Origin of the sequence: Alistipes sp. Marseille-P2263 (genome assembly GCF_018101075.1) — a bacterium.
GTDB lineage: Bacteria > Bacteroidota > Bacteroidia > Bacteroidales > Rikenellaceae > Alistipes > Alistipes dispar.
This window is the reverse complement of sequence record NZ_JAGQEJ010000009.1, coordinates 102,974-124,607: the sequence shown is the minus strand read 5'-3', so window position 1 is coordinate 124,607 and position 21,634 is coordinate 102,974. Positions and strand designations below refer to the sequence as shown.

Genomic DNA, 21,634 nt, shown 5'->3' with positions numbered 1-21,634 from the left:
CCTTCCGCCCGCATGAAACGCCTGACAGCGATAACGGCCCTCTGCACGCTCTTCACCTCGGCGTTCGTCGCCGGGAAGGGCACGCCCGGCGCGGCCGGATGCCCCGACTCGCTGCGCAGCGTGTGGCTCTACACCGAAGGAATCAAGCAGAACGCCATCCTGCGCGACACGGCACGCGCCCGGGAGCTTTTCGCCGAGGCGATCCGCAGCGACTCCTCCTTCGCCCCGGCCTATTACGCGATGGCGGCCAACGGCATGTACTCCTCGCCCGACGAGGCCGTGGAGCTGGCCCGCAGCGCCTACCGGCTCGACACGGCGAACAAGTGGTACCACCAGTTCTACGGGCAGGCGCTCATCTACGCCGACCGCTACGACGAGGCGCTGAAGGTTTACCGCCGGCTACAGATCGAGAACCCGAAAGACCCGGACAACTACCGTATCCTCGCGGCGCTCTACGAACAGACGAAATCCCCCGTGCAGGCCATCATCACGCTCGATTCGGCCGAACTGCGCTTCGGGCGCATCCCGCTGCTCGGCGAGATGAAACGGCGGCTGCTCCTGGCCACCGGCCAGGTGGGGCGGGCCATCGAGGAGGCCCGCAGGGAGGTCGAGGCGGCTCCCTACGAAGCCCGCCTCCACGCCGTGCTGGCCACCCTCTACGGGGCCGACCGGAAGGATTCGCTGGCCCGGGCCGAGTTCGACGAGGCCCTGCGCATCGACTCGACGAACGTCGAAACGCTCATGATGCTGGCCGACTTCCACGCCGAACGGCAGGACTACGGCGCGCTGCTGGCCGCCACGCGCCGCATTTTCCTCTCGGACAAAGTGCCCCTCGAGACGAAAATCCGGCGGTTCGAACAGTTCACCGCCGACACGCGCTTCTACCGCGAATACTACTTCCAGCTCAACGACCTGGCCACGACGCTGGCCATCCGCTACCCGGACGACCCGGGCGTCACGGAGCTCTACGCCTCGCACCTGATCGCATCGGGCGAGCTGGAGCAGGCGCTGGCGCTCTACAAGCTCCGCCTCGCGGACCGGCCGCCCGCCGAGAAGTTCTTCCGCACGGTGATCGACATCGAAAGCTATCTGCAACGCCCCGACTCGGTGGACAAATACGTGCACGCAGCGCTGGCGCTCTTTCCCGACAGGGTGGATTTCCACATGTCGAAAGGGCATGTGATGAGCTACTCGAAACAGTACGACAAGGCGCTCGACGCCTACCGCGAATCGCTCGACTACGCCGCGACGGACTCGCTGCGCAGCGTCATCTGGGGCATGATAGGCGACACGTGGCATCAGAAGGGCATCGAAGGGCGCGAGGACTGGGACGAACGCATGGACCTCGGAATCGCCGAACCCGACGCCGCCTTCCGCAAATACATGAAACAGTGCTACAAGGCCTACGACCGGAGCCTGCGCTACGATCCGGACAACACGATGGCGCTCAACAACTACGCCTACTTCCTCTCGATCGAGGGGCGGGATCTGGAGCGGGCGCTCTCGATGGCCAGCCGCGTCACGGCCCTCGAGGACGACAACCCCACCTATCTGGACACTTACGCCTGGGTGCTCTACAAGCTGGGGCGCACGGACGAGGCCAAGAAAATCCTCCAGCGGGCCGTGGTGCTCGACGGACAGCGCTCGCCGGCCCTGCTGGCCCATTACGGGGACATTCTGTACGCCCTCGGCGAGCGGTTCATGGCCGAAATCTATTGGCGGCAGGCGCTCGAAAAGGGCTATTCGGCCGAGCTGATCGAGCCGCGGATGCAGCAGGCGGCGAACCCCGAACCCGAAGCGAAAAAGCGATGAAGCCGATCCGAAAACTCCTTGCGGCGCTCCTGCTCGCGCTCTCCGTCTCCGGGGCCGTGGCCCAGAACGACGCGCAGATCAGGGAGCAGAAGCAGATCATCGCCTCTCTCGAGAAACGGATCGCCGCCGAGGAGCGGGAGATTTCGAAGCTCCGGCAGGGCCGCACGAACACCGAGGAGCGTATCCGCCGGCTGGCCCGCCAGATCGACTCGCGGACCCAGTTGCTCGACGCCACCGAGAAGGAGGCGTCGCTGCTGCGCGAGGAGATCGCACGCAAGGACAGCGTCGCGGGAGGACTCTCGGCGGCGCTCGAACGCAACCGGGAACAGTACGCCGCGATGGTCCGCGAAGCCTACCGCAACTACCGCCACAACAACTACCTGACCTATATCTTCTCGTCGCGCGACTTCGCCGACGCGGCCCGCCGGATCGCCAACCTGCGCGCCGTGGCGTCGATGCGCGAAAGCAAGCTGCGCGACATCCGGAGCCTCTCCGAACAGGTGCGGACCGAACAGGAGGAGCTGGGGCGCCGCAAGCTGTCGCTCGATTCGGCGACGCGGCGGCTCTCGTCGCAGCGCGAACGGCTGCAGCTCGACTCGCGCAACGCCCGGGCCAGCGTCAGCCGGCTCTCGAAGAAGGAGAAAGCGGCCCTGCAACGCAAGATCGCGCAGGAACAGCAGCTCGACGCGGCCATCGGCGAACTGCGCAAACTCACCAAAGGCAACAAGGAGGGCGCCTCGTTCTCGTCGAAGACCTCGGGACTGCGCCTTCCGGTGCAGGGCGGCCGCGTGAAACGCTACAAGGGGAACATGGCCGAGGTGGCCGGGCCGAAGGGCGCGCAGGCGATCTCGATCTACGACGGCAAGGTGGTCGAAATCAAACGCAACCGCATTACGGGAAAATACGACGTTTTCGTCGCGCACGGCGAATACATAACCTCCTATGCCAACCTGGGGACGATCTGCGTCGAGAAGGGCCAGAAAGTGGCGAGAAACGAGGCTTTGGGAACCATCGGCTCGGCGGTGGACATCGAGACGATGCAGACCGAATACCGCCTCGTGTTCGGCATCTATCCGCCCGATCCGAAGCAGACGATGTCCGCGGCGAACTGTTTCAAGAAGTAGGGGAGACCTCCCCCGGCGACAGACCGCGGCGCGAAGACCCCGCGTCTGCGACTGCCGGACGCGGAATGCGGGCGGCGCTTCGGGCGGCCCGGTCTCCGGGAAAGGCGGAAAGGCGAGCCTCCGGGAGGGCAGAAAGACGGGACTTCCGAAAAGACGGAAAGGCGGAAGCGGGACAATTCCCGGGACCGCGCCGCGGCCTTACGGACGCCTCGCAGGGCCGCAACCGGCGGCAGGAAAGCGTCCGCCCTTCACCTGCGGAACCCCGTGCCGGGAACGACGGTTGCCCGGTCTCCGTCCCGCAGCCGGAATCCGGGGCCGATCCGGAATCCGCATACGGCGGTTCCCGGCGGAGAAGAGAGGGTATTCCCGACCCCCGCAAAACAGGGAGAAAACGCATAAAAAACAGATACGAATGGCTGTACGCTACTATACCGACGACTGCTCGTACAGGCTCCCGCAAAAGCGCTTGACGGCCCGGTGGCTGCGCGAAGTGGCCGAAGCGGAAGGATATGTGCTGGGCGACGTGAACTACATCTTCTGCTCGGCCGCACGGCTGCTGGAGATGAACCGCCGATACCTCGGACACGACTACTTCACCGATGTCATCACCTTCGATTACAGCGACCGGCGGGGAACGCGCATCGTCTCGGGCGACATCTTCATCGACGTGGAGACCGTGGCCGACAACGCCCGCCGATACGGCGCCACGCGGCTCTGCGAAATGCGCAGGGTAGTCGTCCACGGCGTGCTGCACCTCTGCGGCCAGGGCGACAAGACGCCCCGCACCAACCGGCAGATGCACCGCAAGGAGGACAAATACCTGAAATTCTGGGACGAAAAACTCCCGGCCGGATCCTGACCAAGCCGCGACGCACGGTGCGTCCGGTCTCCGGCGCCCGCGTCCGGAACGGACGGACAGACGGAAACGGGTCCGAAAACCTACATTCAGACGAAAAACAGATGATTCTCGATTACGACATCATCGTCATCGGCGGCGGACACGCCGGCTGCGAGGCCGCCTCGGCCGCCGCACGGCTCGGTTCGCGCACGCTGCTGCTGACGATGGACATGACCAAGATGGCCTCCATGTCGTGCAACCCAGCGATCGGAGGAGTAGCAAAAGGACAGATAGTCAGAGAGATAGACGCTTTGGGAGGAGAGACGGGACGCATCACCGACCTCACGGCCGTCCAGTTCCGGATGCTCAACCGTTCGAAGGGTGCGGCCATGTGGAGCCCCCGGGCGCAGTGCGACAAAACCCGTTTTTCGGAGGAGTGGCGCCGCACGCTGGAGAACACCCGCCACCTCTACATCTGGCAGGACGCCGCCACGGAGCTGCTCTTCGACACCTCCGCCGAAACTCCGCGCATCCGGGGGGTCAGAACCCGCATGGGCGTCGAATTCTCGTGCCGGGCCGCGGTGCTGACCGCCGGCACGTTCCTCGAGGGCATGATGCACTGCGGCGCCTCGCACGCCGAAGGGGGCAGGGCGGGGGATGCCGCTTCGCACGGGATCACGGAGTGCCTGCGGAGGCTGGGATTCGAGACGGGACGCATGAAGACCGGGACGCCCGCACGGCTCGACGCCCGCACGATCAATTTCGACGCCCTCGAACCGCAATACGGTGACGAGAACCCGTCTAAATTTTCGTTTTCACCTGATACACAACCTGTTAAACATCAACTGCCGTGTTTTCTGGTCTATACGACACCCGAAGTGCACGCCATTCTGCGCAGCGGATTCGATCGTTCGCCGCTCTTCAACGGCACGATCCGCGGCATCGGACCGCGCTACTGCCCGTCGATCGAAGACAAGCTCCGGACCTTCGCCGACAAGGAGCAGCATCAGCTCTTTCTCGAACCCGAAGGGGAATCGACCAACGAATATTATCTGAACGGATTTTCGTCGTCGCTGCCGTGGGAGGTGCAGTGGGAGGCACTGCACAAAATCGCAGGATTCGAAGATTTGCACATCTTCCGTCCCGGATATGCCATCGAATACGATTATTTTCCGCCTACGCAGTTACATCACTCGCTCGAAACGAAACTCGTCCGGAGTCTCTACTTCGCCGGGCAGGTGAACGGTACGACGGGATACGAAGAGGCGGCGGCTCAGGGACTGATGGCAGGAATCAACGCCCACCGCGCCCTCGCGGGAAAGGAACCGGTCGTGCTGAAACGCGACGAAGCCTATATCGGCGTACTGATCGACGACCTCGTGACAAAGGGAGTGGACGAACCGTACCGCATGTTCACCTCGCGTGCCGAATACCGGATTCTGCTCCGGCAGGACAATGCCGATATCCGGCTCACTCCGCTGGGGTATGAAATAGGCCTGATTTCCCGGAAAAGATACGATCATTTCGTCAAAAAAAAATCGCTCGTAGAATCGCTTGTAGCGTTCGCCCGCGGGGAGAGTGTCAAAGCAGCCGAAATTAACGGCTATCTGAAAACGGTCGGTTCGGACCCGCTGACGCAGGGCAGGAAGCTGCACGATATTCTGATGCGCAACAACGTGACGTTCGAATCGCTGCAAAAGGTATTGCCGAAACTGAAAAAGTTCATCGAATCGAACGGAATGGATGCGGAAGTCGTCGAAGAGGCGGAAATTCAAATCAAATACAAAGGATACATCGAGCGGGAAAAATTCATTGCGGAAAAGCTGCACCGCCTCGAAAATATCGTTATTCCGTCGGATTTCGATTTCCACTCGCTCAATTCGCTGACCATCGAAGCTCGTCAAAAACTGACCCGGATACGGCCGGCTACCATCGGACAGGCATCACGCATTCCGGGTGTCTCCCCGGCCGATGTCAATGTATTGTTGGTAAAATTCGGACGGTAAACCAGAAAAAGCAGGGAAGATATATTTTATTTTCAAAGATAGGGTAGTAATCGTTCCACGTGGAACACTATACCGAACATCCAAAACACCTAAAAGAAAATAGGAGAACTTTTCAGTTCTCCTATTTTCTTTACAAACAACAGTCCGATCAAAGCACGATCGTGCACCAACCGTGTTTGTCTTCGGCCCGGCCGTACTGAATATCCTGCAAACGCGTATAAAGTTCCATCGAAATCTTGCCCACTTCGGTTCCGTAATTATAAACCTTTTCGGTCTGCATATCGAAAATCTTACCGATAGGGGAGATCACGGCCGCTGTTCCGCAGGCTCCGCACTCTTCGAAAGTTTCCAGTTCCTCGACCGGAATATGCCGCTCTTCGACCTCAAGCCCCATATCCCGGGCGATCTGGCGAAGGCTCATATTCGTAATGGAAGGCAGTACGGAAGGAGACTTCGGCGTGATATACTTTCCGTCCTTGATACCGAAGAAGTTGGCTGCGCCGCACTCTTCGATATACTTATGCTCAGCCGCATCCAGATACATGACATTCGAATACCCCAGATCATGCGCTTTTTCGCCCGACATCAGACTGGCCGCATAGTTACCGCCCACCTTCACATCGCCTGTTCCACGTGGAGCAGCGCGGTCCTGTTCGCGGTCGATGGCGACCATGATCGGCTTGATTCCGGTTTTGAAATAAGCCCCGACGGGCGATCCGTAAACGATCAGCAGCGCATCCTTCGCCGGTTTCACACCCAGTCCTACGGTCGTACCGAACATGACGGGACGCAGATAGAACGAAGCTCCCGTGCCGTAGGGCGGAATGAAACGCTCGTTCCGTCTAACGACCTCCTTGCAGGCTTCGACCACCATTTCCACCGTCGGAACCGGCAGACAGAGCCGCTTGGCGGAAGACTGGAGACGACGCGCATTGTCTTCGACCCGGAAAAGACGCACCTTTCCGTCCACGCCCCGGAAGGCTTTCAATCCTTCGAAAAGCTCGATGCCGTAATGCAGGCACGACGCCGACATGTGCATCCTGATATACTCGTCGGCCGTGATCTCCATGTCGCTCCACTTTCCTCCGGTGAAGGAGTAACGGGCATTGACGTCGGTTTTGGTGTAATCGAAGCCCAAAGCGCCCCATTCGATAGTTTCCATATTTTTAGGTTTTAAGGTTTTACCATCCGTTTCCATAAAAAATTTCATTCCGAAAACGACGTATTTCCGCCGCATCCGCCGCCGGAAAGCCGGAAACATCCGTTATCCGACCGTAGCTCCGTTGTTCGTCTTCTCGCCGGGCTGCAACAGCCGCAGTTTTCCCGAAGCGTCTTCGGCCATGAGAATCATGCCGTTCGACACGATTCCCTTCAGTTCGCGCGGAGCCAGGTTCACCAGCACGAGCACCTGTCTGCCGACAAGCTCCTCGGGTGTGAAGTGTTCGGCGATTCCCGAAACGATCACCCGGCGGTCCAGTCCCGTATCCACCGTCAGCTTCAGCAGCTTCTTGGTCTTGGCCACCTTCTCGGCAGCGAGGATCGTCGAGACGCGGATATCCATCTTCTGAAAATCGTCAAATTGAATCGTATCTTTTTGACTTTCAATATTTTGCATAGATTCAGCCGCCTGATTGGCCGCTTTCGTGGCGGCCAGCTTGTCGAGCTGTTTCTGAATCACGTCGTCCTCGATCTTCTCGAACAGCAGCTCCGGCTCACCGATCTCGTGTCCCGCAGGGATGAGGTCCGTGGCGCCGAGCCGCTCCCAGCCGAACTTTCCGACGGCGAGCATCCGGAGAATCTTCGCCGCCGAGAAGGGCATGAACGGCTCGATGGCGATGGCCGTATTGGCCGTAATCTGCAAAGCGACGTTGAGAATCGTCTCCACACGCGCCGGATCGCTCTTGACGACTTTCCACGGCTCGGTGTCGGCCAGGTATTTGTTGCCGATACGCGCGATGTTCATGGCGTCCTTCAGCGCCTCGCGGAAGCGGTAATTCTCGATATTGCCCTCGAGCGAACCCTTCACCGCCGCCACCTCGGCGATCGTCTGCCGGTCGTATCCGGTCAGCTCGCCGCAGGCTGGAACCCGGCCACCGCAATACTTCCTGGTGAGCACCAGCGCACGGTTCACGAAATTGCCCAGCACGGCGACCAGCTCGTTGTTGTTGCGGGCCTGGAAATCCTTCCACGTGAAGTCGTTGTCCTTCGTCTCGGGAGCATTGGCGCACAGCACGTAACGCAGCACGTCCTCCTTCCCGGGGAACTCCTCGAGGTACTCGTGCAGCCAGACGGCCCAGTTGCGCGAGGTCGAGATCTTGTCGCCTTCGAGGTTCAGGAACTCGTTCGCCGGAACGTTTTCGGGCAGGATATAGCCGCCGTGCGCCTTGAGCATCGAGGGAAAGACGATGCAGTGGAACACGATGTTGTCCTTGCCGATGAAGTGCACCATCTTCGTATCCTCCGACTTCCAGTACTTCTCCCAGTCGGGCGTGAGGTCCTTCGTGGCGGAGATATAGCCGATCGGGGCGTCGAACCAGACGTAGAGCACCTTTCCTTCGGCTCCCTCCACGGGTACGGGAATACCCCAGTCCAGGTCGCGGCTCACGGCACGCGGTTGCAGTCCGCCGTCGAGCCAGCTCTTGCACTGCCCGTAAACATTCGTTTTCCACTCCTTGTGGCCCTCCAGAATCCATTGGCGGAGGAACTCCTCGTAACGGTCCAGCGGCAGGTACCAGTGCTTCGTCTCGCGCTTCACGGGAACCGATCCCGACACGGCGCTGCGGGGGTCGATCAGCTCGTCGGGCGAGAGCGTCGAACCGCACTTCTCGCACTGGTCGCCGTAGGCGCGGTCGTTGCCGCATCGGGGACACGTACCGACGATGTAACGGTCGGCGAGGAACGTCTGCGCCTCCTCGTCATAGTACTGCATCGAGGTCCGCTCGATGAACTTGCCCTCGTCGTAGAGCTTCCGGAAAAAGGCCGAGGCGGTCTCGGCATGGGTCTTCGACGAGGTGCGCGAATAGATGTCGAACGACATGCCCAGCCCCTCGAACGACCGCTTGATGAGACTGTGGTAACGGTCCACGATCTGCTGCGGCGTGACGCCCTCCTTGCGGGCCTTGATGGTGATGGGCACGCCGTGCTCGTCCGATCCGCAGACCGACAGCACGTCGCAGCCCCTGAGCCGCAGGTAACGGGTGTAGATGTCCGAAGGTATGTAAACTCCCGCCAGGTGGCCGATATGCACGGGGCCGTTGGCATAGGGGAGCGCCGAAGTCACGAGGTAGCGTTTGAACTCTTTTGCCATAGATGAATGAGGATACGATCTTACTAATTTCTGTCAAAATTACTAATTTTTGACATATCCGTGAAGGAAAAGGCGAGTTTTTCCGAAAGTATGTAAATCCGCCGTGCGGGAACCGTCTCCCGGAGGGCGGGACAAAACGTTTTCACCCCCGCCGCGAAGGCATCGCGGCAGGGGTGAAAAACGGGGTGACGGACGCTCCGGAGACGTCCGGCAGGAGAGCGCTATTCGAACTGCATCTCGTCGAGCAGCCAGCCCGCTCCGGCGAACTTGTCGATGATGAAGAGCACGTAGCGGACATCCACGGCGATCATGCGCTGCAACTCGGGTTCGAAGGCCACGTCGCCCGACATCGCCTCCCAGTTGCCGTCGAACGCCAGGCCGATCAGCGCGCCGCGGGCATCGAGCACCGGCGAACCGGAGTTTCCGCCCGTAATGTCGAGGTCGGCGAGGAACGCCACGGGCATTTCGCCCTTCGCGTTGGCATAGCGGCCGAAGTCGCCCGCAGCATACAGCTCCTTGAGTTTTCCGGGTACGGTGAACTCCTCGGGATTTTCGGGGTTCTCCTTCTCCATCACGCCCTTGAGCGTCGTATAGTAGTTGTACTCGATGCCGTCGGCCGGCTCGTAGGGCAGCACGCGGCCGTAGGTCAGACGGATCGTGAAGTTGGCGTCCGAAGCCCACGCTTTCGAGGGGTTCTGCAACATGAGGCCGGCGATGTACTTGCGGTGGCCTTCGGCATAGAGCTGCGCGGCATCCTTGCGCGCCTCGGTCAGCTCCTTATACTTCTCCATGACCGATCCGGCCAGCTCCACCGCAGGATCCGAAGCCACCTTTTCGGGCGCATAGTCCTCCAGCAGGGCCATCACCTTCTCCTCGGAGGCGAAAACCGAATTGTCGTAGAGGTAGTCCACATAGGCGTCGATGTCGCCGCCGAACCGTTTGTCCACGATCTCACCGTAGAACGACGGCAGCTCCTTCATGTTCTCACGGGCGATGGCCATCATCCGCTTGGCCACCTTGCGGTCGGTCGAGGGGCTGAAGTCCTTGTACCATTCGCTCATCGCCTCCTTGGCCTCGGCGACTTTCTTGATCTCGGACTTGGGCTCCATCGTCTCCGCATCGACGAACGAACGCGCCGGCGTCAGCAGCTCGATGCCGCGCAGAAACGCCTCCGAGAGGTACTGCCGTCCGGCGTCGGGAGCCGACATGCGCTCCACGGCGAGCTTGATTTTCGGCAGCGCGTCGATATACCCCTCCTCGGGCAGCGTGTTCTTCTCGGCCCAGGCCTGGAACGACGCCTCCTGAGCCTCCTTGCGGGCCTTCACGTCGAGTTTCTCGATGCCGCGCGACATGCCGATCGAGTTCTTCCAGTAATTCGACGAGGTGCGGTATTTCGCGGCATACTGGATGCGCACTTCGGGATCGGCCATCATGTCGTCCCAGAGAATCCTCTGCCGCTCGCCGCGGATGAAGATGCGCTGCGGGTTCTCCACGCCGAGCATGTTGTCGATCTCGTACGAGGTCATGTAGCGCTCCGTGGAGCCGGGGAAGCCCATCACCATGGCGAAGTCCTCCTCTTCGACGCCGTCGAGCGACACCTTGAGGAACTTTTCGGCCCTATACGGACGGTTTTCGGCCGCATAGGCCGCCGGACGGTTGTCCGGCCCCGCATAGACGCGGAAAACCGAGAAGTCGCCCGTATGACGGGGCCACATCCAGTTGTCGGTATCGCCGCCGAAGTTGCCGATCGACGAGGGGGGAGCGCCCACCAGCCGGACGTCGGTATAGACCTCCTTGACGAAGGCGAAGTACTGGTTGCCGCCGAAGAACGACTCCACCGAAACCTCCATGCCGGGATTCTCACTGCGGAGTTTCTCGGTCAGCGCCTCGATATTCCCGGAAGTGATCTTCCGGTACTCCTCCTGTCCGGCGATCGAGGGCACGTTGCCCACGATTTCGGGGGTCACGTCGCTGATCTTGCGGATGAAGCGCACCTCGAGCCCCGGAACGGGCAGCTCCTCGGCGTTCGACATGGCCCAGAAGCCGTTCTTGAGGTAGTCGTGCTCGACGGACGAGAGCTGCTGGATCGACCCGTAGCCGCAGTGGTGGTTCGTGAAGAGCAGCCCCTCGGGCGAGACGATCTCGCCCGTGCAGCCGTTGCCGAAGATGACGATGGCATCCTTGAGCGAGGAGCGGTCGATGCTGTAAATCTCCTCGGCGGAGAGTTTGCAGCCGCGGGCCTTCATGTTCTTGATATTCATTTTCTGGAGGTACGGGAGCATCCACATGCCCTCGTCGGCCACGGCCGTAAGCGACACGCAGGCCGCCGCGCACAATAAAAAGATTTTCTTCATAAACGTTTATTTAATGTTGATCATATTCCGTATGGACCGCTCGGCGAGGCGGCGGATCCGCTCGTCGAGCACGATCTCGGGCGAGAGCGTCTCGAGCGCCGCGGCGATGTTCTCCAGCGTCACCATCTTCATGTAGCGGCAGTTGTTGCAGCCGCACGTCTCGTCGTCGGGAGGCGCCGGGATGAAGCGCTTCTCCGGATGGCGGCGGCGCATCTCCGCGAGGATTCCCGCCTCGGTCACGACGATGAACTCCTGCGCGTCACTCTGTCCGCAGTAGGAGAGGATTCCCGCCGTGGAACCCACGTAGTCGGCCACGGCGACGATGTAGGCCCGGCATTCGGGATGCGCCACGACCTTCGCCGCGGGGTGTTCGCGCTTGAGCGCGAGCAGCTTTTCGAGCGAGAACTCCTCGTGCACGTGGCACGCCCCGTCCCAGAGGAGCATGTTTTCCCGCCCGGTGAGCTTCCGGATGTAGGAGCCCAGGTTGCGGTCCGGAGCGAAGATGACCGGACGGTCGGCGGGGATCGACTCCACGACCTTCAGCGCGTTGGACGACGTGCAGCAGATGTCGGTCAGCGCCTTGACCTCCACGGTCGTATTGACGTAGGACACCACCGTATGATCCGGATGCTGCGCCCGGAAGGCGGCGAAGGCTCCGGCGTCGCACGAATCGGCCAGCGAACAGCCCGCCTCGGGGCAGGGGATCAGCACCTTCTTGTCAGGGCAGAGCACCTTGGCCGTCTCGGCCATGAAGTGCACCCCCGCGAAGAGGATCACGTCGGCTTCGACCGACTGCGCCTCGACGGAGAGCGCCAGCGAGTCGCCCAGGAAGTCGGCCACGGCCTGCACCTCGGGCGCGGTGTAGTAGTGCGCCAGAATCACGGCGTTCTTCTCGCGCTTGAGTTCCCCGATGCGGCGGGCGAGGGCGGAGGGGTTTTCCACGTTCATCTTTTATTTTTTCTTTTTATTAAATTAAATTCAATAAAGAAGAATAATAGAAATAGCTGTTGATACTGTTCATAACCCGGACTGTTATTCGTCTATCAACAATCCATCGTCCTCCTTTTTTCTTCTTACGGAATTAAACCTTTAATAATCACAAATGTAGCAAAAAAATCCACAATTGTTGAAAAGAGTTGTCCACATTTCGACAGCCGGTCTTTTTGAACATTCTGTTCCGGTTCGGGGCCTGCGGACGGGGGAACAACTTGCGAAAACTTTTTTTGGTTTCTTCCGGAATCCGTATATATCCGCTTCGGAGCGGGATATGCAAATCTGCGGACCCGGGAGTTTTCATTTTTTATCGTCGGTTTTCAACAGGGTTTCCCACACCTTATCAACCCGCTTTCATCACCTTTTCGACAATGCGGCGGGCGATGTCGCGGTAGCGTTCCTCGACCAGCGGATGCGTCGCGGCGGCCGGAAGTCCCGCGTCGCTTCCCTCCATGATCGACTGCACGATGGGTATTTCGCCCAGGAAGTCCACGCCGTTCCGTTCGGCGTACTCGCGGGCTCCGCCGCGGCCGAAGAGGTAGTAGCGGTTTTCGGGCAGTTCGGCGGGGGTGAACCACGCCATGTTCTCCACGATGCCCGCCACCGGGATCCGGACGTTCTCGTTGCGGAACATTTCCACGCCCCGCGCGACGTCGGCCACGGCTACCTGCTGGGGCGTGGAGACGATCACCGCGGCGTCGATCTTCAGCTCGCCGATGATCGACAGGTGCACGTCGCCCGTGCCGGGAGGCAGGTCCGCCAGCAGGAAGTCCAGCGTGCCCCAGCGCGTCTGGTGGATCATCTGCTTGAGGGCGCTCACGGCCATCGCGCCGCGCCACAGCAGCGCGTCGGTGGGCTTGATGAAGAAGCCGATCGACATGAGCCTGATGTCCATCGCCTCGGCCGGAAGGATGCGGTCCGTACCCTCCTCCTGCACGGCTTCGGGCATGTAGCCCTCCACGCCGAACATTTTGGGCTGCGAGGGCCCGTAGATGTCGGCGTCGAGGATGCCGACGCGGAACCCCATGTTCCGCAGGGCGACGGCCAGGTTGGCCGTGACGGTCGATTTGCCCACGCCCCCTTTGCCCGAGGCCACGGCGATCACATGGGCGATACCGCCCGTCGAGGTGTTGAGTTTCGGCTCGGGACGCGGCGCGGCGCCGCCCTCCTTGACGACCACCAGCACGTCGCTGCCGGGAAATGCCGCGCGGAGCTGCTCCTCGGCCTGGTTCTTGATCTTCACGGCGAACGGGTCGCGCGTCTTGGCGAAGCGCAGCACGACGGTCACCTTGCCGTCGGCCGCCGCCGTATGTTCGATGAATCCGCTCGCCACGATGTCTTTCCCCGTTTCGGGGTGGACGACCGTCGAGAGCACCTGCTTTATCTTCTCTTCCATCATTGCATGTATGCGTTTTTACGTTGTGACGTTTCAGAACAGGTATTTGACCAGGACCGGATTGTCGTCCTCCCGCATCCGCAGGAGGCGTTCGGCTTCCCGGGGCGGAAGTGCCTTTGCGAAGGCTTCGCGCTCCTCGTAGGGGATCAATCCGAGGGCGCAGCCGTCCGACAGGGCGTACAGTCCGACGGGCAGTCCCTCTTCGGTACGGTGGAAACGGAAACTCCGGCCCGTTTTCCGGTCGTAGAAGAGTGTCGTCTGCCGCGGCTGCGGGTATCCGGAGAAGAGTGCCGCGTAGTAGTATCGCTCCGATTGCAGTTGCCTGCCGAAGAAGAAGGGAATCTTCCCGGTCGTGTACTCTTCGAGGTGGCGTGCACCTGCCGCCGGGATTTCGTTCTCCGGGAGCGTCAGCTGTCCGGGTTCGATCGGCGGCTTCGTATCCCATGCGTAGGCGGTGCGCACGCCGTCGGACGAGATCGCATAGACGCGATTGTTCAGCGATTCGTGGTAATAGACTGTATCGCGGTATCGGTTGAATACGGGGCCGTTTCTAAGCGACGACCAGGCTGCCGACGCGGGGAAAAAGTGGTTTTGCAGCGCGAAACCCTCGCGGGTCCAGATCCGGACGCCTCCCTCCTGGGCTCGATGCTCGGACGACCAGGTGACGAGGCTCTTCGCATCGAGCCACTCGAAGTGCTGGTAGTTGGCGGGAGGTTCGGGCAGTCGTTCCCGCCGGATGAAATCACCGTCGAATCCGTAGGTGATGATCTCCCCTATGGGATTGAGCAGCGAGACGGTTCGCCCGTCGGGGTCGATCAGAAAATCGCGTGCGCGAAGATACTCTCCGGGGCCGCGCCCGATCCGTCCGATCCGTCGGATGAACTTCCCGTCCGGGGCGAACAGCAGGAGCGAGGAGTTGCTTCGGTCGAATACGAACAGGGTGTCCCGGCAGGTTTTCAGCAGTTCGGGGTAGGACAACAGGCTCGCTTCGGTGGTCTCCAGCGGCGTGATCTCCACGCCCCGGAACAGGTCGTCGAGACGCACCGGCGTCTCCTGCCGGGGAAAGGGAAGCAGCGGGTAGTCCGTCGTCGCGCCGCCCGTGCAGGAGAGCCCGATCGCCAGCGCACCGACCGCCGCGGCGATCCTGTTTATCCCTTTGTTCATCGTACTTTGCGTGTCTGTTCCGGACAAAGATAACGCATATTTTAGAGAATAAATACATAACGACAGATTATTTTATCGAAAAACGATAAATTTTATTTGTTTTTCATAAAATATCGTTATATTTGCCGAAGAGAAAAATTTGTATCCGCATAATAAGAAGCCACTATGAATTTCATCAAAACCTTTCTGGCCGGGCTTCTCGCCTTCGTCGTGGGAACGTTTCTGGTCTTTTTCATCTGGATTTTCGTATTGATGGGCATTGCCGGGTCGATGGAGAAGAGCGTCGCGGTCAGCCCCGAGTCGATCCTCAGGATCGACTTTTCGGAGATCATCACCGACTCCCCTTCGTCCGATCCGCTGGCGGGGCTGAACCTCGTGTCGCTGCAACGGACACGGCAGTTGCCGCTGTTGCAGGCGTTGCGGGCGATCGAAGCCGCTGCGTCCGACGACCGGATCAAGGGCATCTACCTGCGTATGAACGGCGGGGGCGGCGTGGCCGGAACGGCCCTGCTGGAGGAGTTGCGCGAAGCGCTGGAGGAATTCGGGCAGACGGGCAAGTTCATCGTCGCCTACAACGAGGTCTATTCGCAGGGGCAGTACTACCTCGCCTCGGTGGCCGACAGGATCTACATGCAGCCCGAAGGCGGCATGGACTGGTCGGGACTTTCGATGAACCTGATGTTCTACAAGGGGCTGTTCGACAAGCTCGACCTGAAGGCCGAGGTGTTCCGTCCCACGGTGTGCAGATACAAGAGCGCCGTGGAACCCTACATTCTCGACAGAATGTCGGACGAGAACCGCGAACAGATGCAGGAGCTGGTCAATTCCGTCTGGGGTACGATTTCGGGCACGGTGGCCGCGGCCCGCGGCATCGACTCCGCGGCGATGCGCGAGATCACCGACAGATTGCAGGTGACGCTGCCCGAAGACGCGCTCGAACACGGCTTCGTGGACGGACTGATCTACGAGGACCAGATGAAGGAGGTCTTCGCCGAGCTGGGCGTGGCCGACGACGGGGAGGGCAACTACGAGTTCGTGTCGCTGGGCGACTACGCTTCGATGGTCGGGCCCGATCTGGACAACCTCGGAGCCGACCGGGTGGCCGTCGTCTATGCCGACGGGCAGATCGTGGACGGCGAGGGCTACGGCGAGGAGATTTACGGCAATACGCTGGCGGCGAAGCTGGTCGGCGTGCGCGAGGACGAGAAGGTGAAGGCCGTGGTGCTGCGCGTCAATTCCCCCGGCGGCAGCGCGCTGGCGTCGGATGTGATCTGGCGCGAGATGGAACTGCTGAAGGCCGAAAAACCGGTCGTCGTGTCGATGGGTTCCTATGCCGCCAGCGGCGGATACTACATTTCCTGTCCGGCCGACGTGATCGTGGCCGACCGCACGACGCTGACCGGTTCGATCGGGGTTTTCGGCATGTTCATAAATCCGATCGACGCGCTGAAGAACAAGCTGGGCGTCACGCTCGACGGCGTGAAGAGCAACGCTTCGGCCGGCATGGGGTCCGTATCGGCGCTGACGCCCGTCGAGCGGGCTTCGATCATGCGCGGCGTGGACAAGGTGTACGAGACCTTCACGGAGCATGTGGCCGCGGGCCGCAACCTGCCCGTCGAACGGGTGCTCGAGATCGCCGGCGGCCGCGTGTGGTCGGGCGAGGATGCGCTGGAGATCGGACTCATCGACACCTACGGCGGTCTGAAGACGGCCATTGCGATGGCCGTGGACAAGGCGGGGATGGGCGACGATTTCCGCGTCGTCGAGGTCCGCGAGGAACCTACGGGCCTCGCCGCCTTCCTCTCGGCGATGAACGTGAGCATCCGCGAGGCCTTCACCCGCTCCGAGCTGGAGACGGTGATGAAGGAGTACGGAGCCGTCCGCGAGGCCACGCGCTTGCAGGGTATTCTGATGTATTCGCCCTGCAAACTCGAGTTGTAGCAGGCCGAAAGCCGTGCCGGATGACGGGCGGCGGATTCCTTCACGGGAATCCGCCGCCCGTGTCGTATCGTACCGCCGAAGGCGGGAAAGAGGGCGGAGGGATCACCTCCCGGAGCGGGGCGGCCGGGCCTTGATGCGGTCGAGCAGGGCCTTGAGCCGGGCGACCTCCCCGGGGTTTCCGGCGGCGACGTTCCGGCGTTCGCCGGGGTCGTTCCGTAGGTCGTAGAGCTGTTCCGCAGGATCGTTTCCCATTTCGGTGTCGGTCGCTTCGTTCCGGGCCGGGGCGTTGCTCGGGGCGATGTATTTCCAGCCGTCGGAGATGACCGAGAGCGTTTGCGAGAGGTTGATGCCGACGACGTATTCCGCCCCTTCGGAGTCGGTTCCGAGGAGTGTCCCGAGGTGGTTCCGGCTGTCGGGTGCGGCCCCTTCGGGCAGCGCGGCTCCGCAGAGCGCGGCCAGCGAGGCGTAGAGGTCGATATGGCTCAGCAGGGCGTCTGAAATGCGGTTCGCGGCGACGTGTCCGGGCCAGCGGACGATGAACGGGACGCGCGTGCCTGCCTCGAAGGCGCTGTACTTGCCGCCCCGGAAATCGCCCCACGGCCTGTGGTCGCCCAGCAGTTCGGCCGCCCGGTCGTTGTAGCCGTCGTCCACGACCGGACCGTTGTCGCTGCTGATTATGAGCAGCGTATTGTCCGCGAGGCCGAGCGAGTCGAGCGCATCGAGCACTTTTCCCACCGTATGGTCGAACGAAAGGACGGCGTCGCCGCGGGGCCCCATGCCGCTCCGGCCCGCGAAGCGTTCGTGCGGAACGCGCGGAACATGGATGTCGTTGGTCCCCAGGTAGAGGAAGAACGGCCGGCCGCGGTTGTCGGCGATGAACCCCAGGGCCTTTTCGGTTATCCGGTCCGCGATCTCCTCGTCGCGCCACAGGGCGCTTTTTCCGCCCTTCATGTAGCCGATGCGCGGAATGCCGTGGACGATGGCCTGGTCGTGTCCGTGGGAGGGAGTCATCCGCAGCAACTCGGGGTTGTCGCGTCCGGTCGGCTCTCCCGGGAAGGGTTTTTCGTAGCTCACGGCGATCGGGTCTTCTGGGTCGAGGTTCACGACCCGCTGATTCTCGATGTAAACGCACGGGACGCGGTCGCCCGTGGCGGCCATGATGAAGGAGTAGTCGAACCCGATGTCCCGCAGTCCCGGAGCGATTTCGCCGTTCCACTGCTGCCGGGCCGTCTCTCCCAGGCCGAGGTGCCATTTGCCGACGGCGCCGGTGACGTAGCCCGCGGATTTGAACAGGTCGGCCAGCGTATATTGCTCCGGAGAGATGATCATGCCGGCGTCGCCCGCGGCGATTCCCGTACCCGGTTTTCGCCACGGGTACTGTCCCGTGAGCAGGCCGTAGCGCGCTGGCGTGCTGGTCGATGCTACGGTATGGACGTTCGTGAACCGGACGCCTTCGCGTGCGGCCCGGTCCGCATTCGGCGTGGCGATGGTCCGGGAGCCGTTGCAGGAGAGGTCGCCGAATCCGAGGTCGTCGGCGTAGATGATGATGACGTTGGGCGGTGCGGCCGGCTGTTGGCCGGCTGCCGCCGCGGGGGCGAGCCCTGCCGCGCAGAGCGAGAGGCGGCCGAGTGTGTCGAACGGTTTGTGCATGGCGCGATAATTCGGTTGAGGCTTTGCCGGGGCCGGCGGCGGAACCGTGCTGTCGCTGCGGTTCCGCCCGGCGTACGGTTTCTTTCCGGCAAGTTTACGAATTATTCGGGAAATACCGAAGAAAATCGCCCGGAATCGGCGGATTCCGCCCGGCGGAACGGAATCGGCATTCTGAAAAGTCACTCTCCGCCTCCGCCGGAACGGGCGCGGAGTTCGGCGAGTTTCCGTCCGATTTCGGCCACCCGTCTCTCGCCCAGCGGGTAGCAGGCGATGAAGAGCACCGACAGAACGGTTCCGGCTGCCGGGAGAAGGCTCATCATCGCCCGGATGCCGTTCTGTACGGCGGCTTCCTGCATCGCATTGGCCTCGAATCCGTAGTGTCCCAGCAGCCAGCCCGTGAGGGCGCCTCCGAGCGTCCAGCCGAATTTCTGCGACATGGACGACGAGGAGAAGATCAGTCCCGTGGCCCGGCGTCCGGTCCGCAGTTCCGAATAGTCCGCAATGTCGGCGTACATCGACCAGAGCAGCGGGAAAATACTCCCCGCGCACATGCTGATCAGAACCTGGAGAAACATCATGGCCCAGACGTCTCCGCTGCCCGGCAGCCAGAAGGCCAGGCTCAGCACGGTGGCCGCCGCCATCGCTCCGAGATAGGCGTTTTTCTTGCCGACGCGGTTCGAAACGGGAGTGACGAGCAGGATGCCGGCGATGTTGGCCGCCTGTCCCAGCACCAGGAAGAGCGTCGTGAGCGAAATGGCCGTTCCGTCCGGGCCGAAGGTCTGTTCGGTCTGTACGTAGTACTTGAAGTAATAGACGGCTGCTCCGTCGCGTATCGAATTGAAAATCAGGGCCGCGATGCCGGCTCCCAGCAGTATCCACCACGGGCGGTTCCGCATCAGGTCTTTCAGGTCGTCGCGGAGCGGCGTACGCTCCGTGCGGACCGGACGCACGCGTTCGCGCGTCCAGGCGTAGGTGCAGAAAAGGAAGGCCGTTGCGACGACCGCCAGGGTTGCGACGGCGGCCTGCCAACCCGTCTGGGGCGTGCTTCCGCGGCTGAACCAGCCGACGAGCGGTTCGATGAGCAGAAGGGCCAGCAGGCTGCCGCCGAAGGCGAAGAGCATCCGGTAGGAGGAGAGTTCCGTGCGGGTCCGGGGGTTGTCCGAAATCACTCCCAGCAGCGAGGCGTACGGAACATTGACCGCCGAATAGACCATCATCATCGCGCCGTAGGAGACGTAGGCATAGACGAGTTTGCCCGTCGGACCGAATCCGGGCGTGGTGAAGGTGAGTATGCCGGCGATGCCGAACGGTACGGCGAACCGGAGCAGGTAGGGGCGGAATTTTCCCCGGCGGCTGCGCGTGCGGTCGGCCAGTACGCCGACGACGGGATCGACGAACGAGTCCCACAGCCGCGTGACGAGAAACATCGTGCCCGCGGCGGCGGCCGGAAGACCGAAGACGTCGGTGTAGAAAAAGAGCAGGTAGGAGCCGAATAGTTTCCAGAACATCGACGACGCGGCGTCTCCGAGGCCGTAGCCGATCTTTTCGCGCAGTTTTATCGGGGTGTGCATGTCTTTTCGGAAATTCGGGCCGGAACCGCATCGTCCCAGTCGTCCGTACGGAACGGGAATGCGGGAAGCCCGGCGGTGTTCGTGAGATTGACGTCGCCGACGACATTGCGGAACGCGTAACGGACGGCGACGGGTTCCCGCACGGCGTCGGAGCGGACTTCGACCTGCCGGCTGAAGTCGTATCCGCGGTGCAGCACCCGCGCTTCGGCCGTATGGAATACGCGGTCGGATCCGGCGATTTCGAATCCTTCGAGCGGAACGTCCACGGGATGCAGGGTCGATTCGCTGCGGAAGGTCACCACGGCCCGTCCCTCTCCGAACGAAACGCTTTCGAATTGCGGTCCCCGCGAGTCGATGCCCGACAATCCGTATGTCCCCGCGAGCGCCAGCAGCGCCAGTCTTTGTCCGACGATCCGTTTGCCGGGCGGGTGGATTTCACGGGCGTCGCCCAGGTCGGTGTTCACCGCCATGTCGGCATTGGGAATGAGTTCGAGCGCCCGAAGCTGGGCCTCTACCAGCAGCGGCAGCAGTACGGGGTTCCGCTCGCCCCGGAAACGGTGCATCGGAATGTCGTAGTCGAAGGGGGCGAGCTGCACGTAGTAGAAGGGCATCCGTTCGCCTCCGCCCCATGCGTCGCGCCATTCGGCGACCATCGCCGCCATGTTCCGGGCATAGTCCGCATGGCAGCCTTTGTTCGATTCGCCCTGATACCAGACGAATCCCCGGAGCGTGTAGGGCGTGAGCGGCCGGATCATGGCGTTATACAACGCTCCCGTGCGGTTCTGGGGATCGTGTTCCGCATCGGTGGCGAGAATGTCGTGCCGTACGTTCCGGGCGGCCTCCCGGCTCATCCAGGCTTCGATGCGCGTGGCTCCCCAGTCGCTTTCGATCAGGCCGATCGGAATGCCGAGCGCCCGGGCGAGGCAAAGGCCGAAATGATACCCCACGGCACTGAACCCCGAAGCCGAACGCATCGAGGAGACCTGCCATGTTCCGGTGCAGTCCTCCTGCGGTTCGTGCGAGACGGCCCGGGAGACGCGGAACAGCCGGATTTCGGGATGCTCCCCGGCCAGCATGGCCGTTTCGAGGGATCCGTTCACCGGCTGGGAGTCGAATCCCCGCAGGGGCATCTCCATATTCGACTGCCCGGAGCAGAGCCAGACCTCTCCGATCAGAATGTCGTCGAGCACGAGGGGATCGCCGTCGTCGATGGTCAGCGTATGGGGGCCTCCCGCGTCGGGAGTTTCGATCCGGACGCTCCACCGGCCCGATCCGTCGGCCCGGACCGCAGCCGGCTCCGCGCCCCACGAAGGGGTGACGGTCACTCTCCGGCCCGGCTCCGCCCGGCCCCAGATGCGGGCGTCGCTGTTGCGCTGGAGCACCATGCCGCTGCCGACGAGCGACGGGAGGCGCACCCGCCCGTTCCCCGACAGCGACAGTCCGAGCGCCAGCAGCAGGAAGATCGGTCGTTTCATGCG

General features: G+C 62.0%; 14 protein-coding genes. 5 read left to right on the top strand and 9 right to left on the bottom strand.

Going from position 1 to position 21,634, the window contains the following annotated elements:
- Window positions 1–12: 12 nt before the first annotated feature.
- The 4 genes from KB554_RS11230 to mnmG all read left to right on the top strand — a co-directional run bounded on the left by KB554_RS11230 (window position 13) and on the right by mnmG (window position 5,780).
- Window positions 13–1,812: a tetratricopeptide repeat protein gene (locus tag KB554_RS11230; RefSeq protein ID WP_211036179.1), complete on the top strand. Its 1,800-nt coding sequence runs from the start codon at window positions 13–15 to the stop codon at window positions 1,810–1,812.
- Window positions 1,809–2,936: a peptidoglycan DD-metalloendopeptidase family protein gene (locus tag KB554_RS11225; RefSeq protein WP_211036178.1), complete on the top strand. Its 1,128-nt coding sequence runs from the start codon at window positions 1,809–1,811 to the stop codon at window positions 2,934–2,936. The genes KB554_RS11230 and KB554_RS11225 overlap by 4 nt, the downstream gene beginning before the upstream one ends.
- A gap of 412 nt (window positions 2,937–3,348) precedes the next feature.
- On the top strand, window positions 3,349–3,795 hold the full coding sequence (gene ybeY / locus KB554_RS11220) for an rRNA maturation RNase YbeY (RefSeq protein WP_141428364.1): 447 nt from the start codon (window positions 3,349–3,351) through the stop codon (window positions 3,793–3,795).
- 101 nt (window positions 3,796–3,896) lie between these two features.
- Window positions 3,897–5,780 carry a tRNA uridine-5-carboxymethylaminomethyl(34) synthesis enzyme MnmG gene (mnmG, locus tag KB554_RS11215; protein WP_211036176.1) on the top strand — a complete coding sequence of 628 codons (1,884 nt, stop codon included), beginning with the start codon at window positions 3,897–3,899 and terminating at the stop codon, window positions 5,778–5,780.
- A gap of 148 nt (window positions 5,781–5,928) precedes the next feature.
- On the opposite strand, the gene KB554_RS11210 is transcribed toward mnmG, so the two are convergent.
- The 6 genes from KB554_RS11210 to KB554_RS11185 form a co-directional block, all read right to left on the bottom strand.
- Window positions 5,929–6,978: a branched-chain amino acid aminotransferase gene (locus tag KB554_RS11210; protein ID WP_262710149.1), complete on the bottom strand. Its 1,050-nt coding sequence runs from the start codon at window positions 6,976–6,978 to the stop codon at window positions 5,929–5,931.
- A gap of 66 nt (window positions 6,979–7,044) precedes the next feature.
- The gene (gene metG, locus KB554_RS11205) at window positions 7,045–9,087 is read right to left on the bottom strand and encodes a methionine--tRNA ligase (RefSeq protein ID WP_211036175.1); all 2,043 of its coding nucleotides are present in this window, start codon (window positions 9,085–9,087) and stop codon (window positions 7,045–7,047) included.
- 221 nt (window positions 9,088–9,308) lie between these two features.
- On the bottom strand, window positions 9,309–11,441 hold the full coding sequence (locus KB554_RS11200; protein WP_211036174.1) for a S46 family peptidase: 2,133 nt from the start codon (window positions 11,439–11,441) through the stop codon (window positions 9,309–9,311).
- A 6-nt stretch (window positions 11,442–11,447) separates the two neighbouring features.
- Window positions 11,448–12,389, bottom strand: a complete 942-nt coding sequence (gene nadA, locus KB554_RS11195) for a quinolinate synthase NadA (protein ID WP_211036173.1) — start codon at window positions 12,387–12,389, stop codon at window positions 11,448–11,450.
- Window positions 12,390–12,777: 388 nt separating this feature from the next.
- A complete protein-coding gene (locus tag KB554_RS11190) occupies window positions 12,778–13,830 on the bottom strand; it encodes an Mrp/NBP35 family ATP-binding protein (RefSeq protein ID WP_211036172.1) in 1,053 nt (350 codons plus the stop codon).
- A 33-nt stretch (window positions 13,831–13,863) separates the two neighbouring features.
- Window positions 13,864–14,994, bottom strand: a complete 1,131-nt coding sequence (locus tag KB554_RS11185) for a 6-bladed beta-propeller (RefSeq protein ID WP_211036171.1) — start codon at window positions 14,992–14,994, stop codon at window positions 13,864–13,866.
- Between the two features lie 165 nt (window positions 14,995–15,159).
- Here KB554_RS11185 and sppA point away from each other — a divergent pair, with 165 nt between their 5' ends.
- On the top strand, window positions 15,160–16,935 hold the full coding sequence (gene sppA / locus KB554_RS11180; RefSeq protein ID WP_211036170.1) for a signal peptide peptidase SppA: 1,776 nt from the start codon (window positions 15,160–15,162) through the stop codon (window positions 16,933–16,935).
- Between the two features lie 102 nt (window positions 16,936–17,037).
- Here sppA and KB554_RS11175 read toward each other — a convergent pair whose 3' ends face one another.
- From KB554_RS11175 to KB554_RS11165, 3 genes are all read right to left on the bottom strand, one after another.
- Window positions 17,038–18,585, bottom strand: a complete 1,548-nt coding sequence (locus tag KB554_RS11175) for an arylsulfatase (protein WP_211036169.1) — start codon at window positions 18,583–18,585, stop codon at window positions 17,038–17,040.
- A gap of 179 nt (window positions 18,586–18,764) precedes the next feature.
- On the bottom strand, window positions 18,765–20,156 hold the full coding sequence (locus KB554_RS11170; protein WP_211036167.1) for an MFS transporter: 1,392 nt from the start codon (window positions 20,154–20,156) through the stop codon (window positions 18,765–18,767).
- Window positions 20,141–21,631 (bottom strand): sialate O-acetylesterase, encoded by a 1,491-nt coding sequence (locus tag KB554_RS11165; protein WP_211036165.1) that lies wholly within the window; start codon window positions 21,629–21,631, stop codon window positions 20,141–20,143. The genes KB554_RS11170 and KB554_RS11165 overlap by 16 nt, the downstream gene beginning before the upstream one ends.
- Window positions 21,632–21,634 lie beyond the last annotated feature (3 nt).

Bases quoted from the DNA above. Each gene is read 5' to 3' on its own strand.
- ybeY (WP_141428364.1), top strand. From the start codon at position 3,349: ATGGCTGTACGCTACTATACCGACGACTGCTCGTACAGGCTCCCGCAA.
- KB554_RS11170 (WP_211036167.1), bottom strand. From the start codon at position 20,156: ATGCACACCCCGATAAAACTGCGCGAAAAGATCGGCTACGGCCTCGGA.
- KB554_RS11175 (WP_211036169.1), bottom strand. From the start codon at position 18,585: ATGCACAAACCGTTCGACACACTCGGCCGCCTCTCGCTCTGCGCGGCA.
- KB554_RS11230 (WP_211036179.1), top strand. From the start codon at position 13: ATGAAACGCCTGACAGCGATAACGGCCCTCTGCACGCTCTTCACCTCG.
- KB554_RS11210 (WP_262710149.1), bottom strand. From the start codon at position 6,978: ATGGAAACGGATGGTAAAACCTTAAAACCTAAAAATATGGAAACTATC.
- KB554_RS11165 (WP_211036165.1), bottom strand. From the start codon at position 21,631: ATGAAACGACCGATCTTCCTGCTGCTGGCGCTCGGACTGTCGCTGTCG.
- sppA (WP_211036170.1), top strand. From the start codon at position 15,160: ATGAATTTCATCAAAACCTTTCTGGCCGGGCTTCTCGCCTTCGTCGTG.
- KB554_RS11185 (WP_211036171.1), bottom strand. From the start codon at position 14,994: ATGAACAAAGGGATAAACAGGATCGCCGCGGCGGTCGGTGCGCTGGCG.
- KB554_RS11200 (WP_211036174.1), bottom strand. From the start codon at position 11,441: ATGAAGAAAATCTTTTTATTGTGCGCGGCGGCCTGCGTGTCGCTTACG.
- KB554_RS11190 (WP_211036172.1), bottom strand. From the start codon at position 13,830: ATGGAAGAGAAGATAAAGCAGGTGCTCTCGACGGTCGTCCACCCCGAA.
- nadA (WP_211036173.1), bottom strand. From the start codon at position 12,389: ATGAACGTGGAAAACCCCTCCGCCCTCGCCCGCCGCATCGGGGAACTC.
- KB554_RS11225 (WP_211036178.1), top strand. From the start codon at position 1,809: ATGAAGCCGATCCGAAAACTCCTTGCGGCGCTCCTGCTCGCGCTCTCC.
- mnmG (WP_211036176.1), top strand. From the start codon at position 3,897: ATGATTCTCGATTACGACATCATCGTCATCGGCGGCGGACACGCCGGC.
- metG (WP_211036175.1), bottom strand. From the start codon at position 9,087: ATGGCAAAAGAGTTCAAACGCTACCTCGTGACTTCGGCGCTCCCCTAT.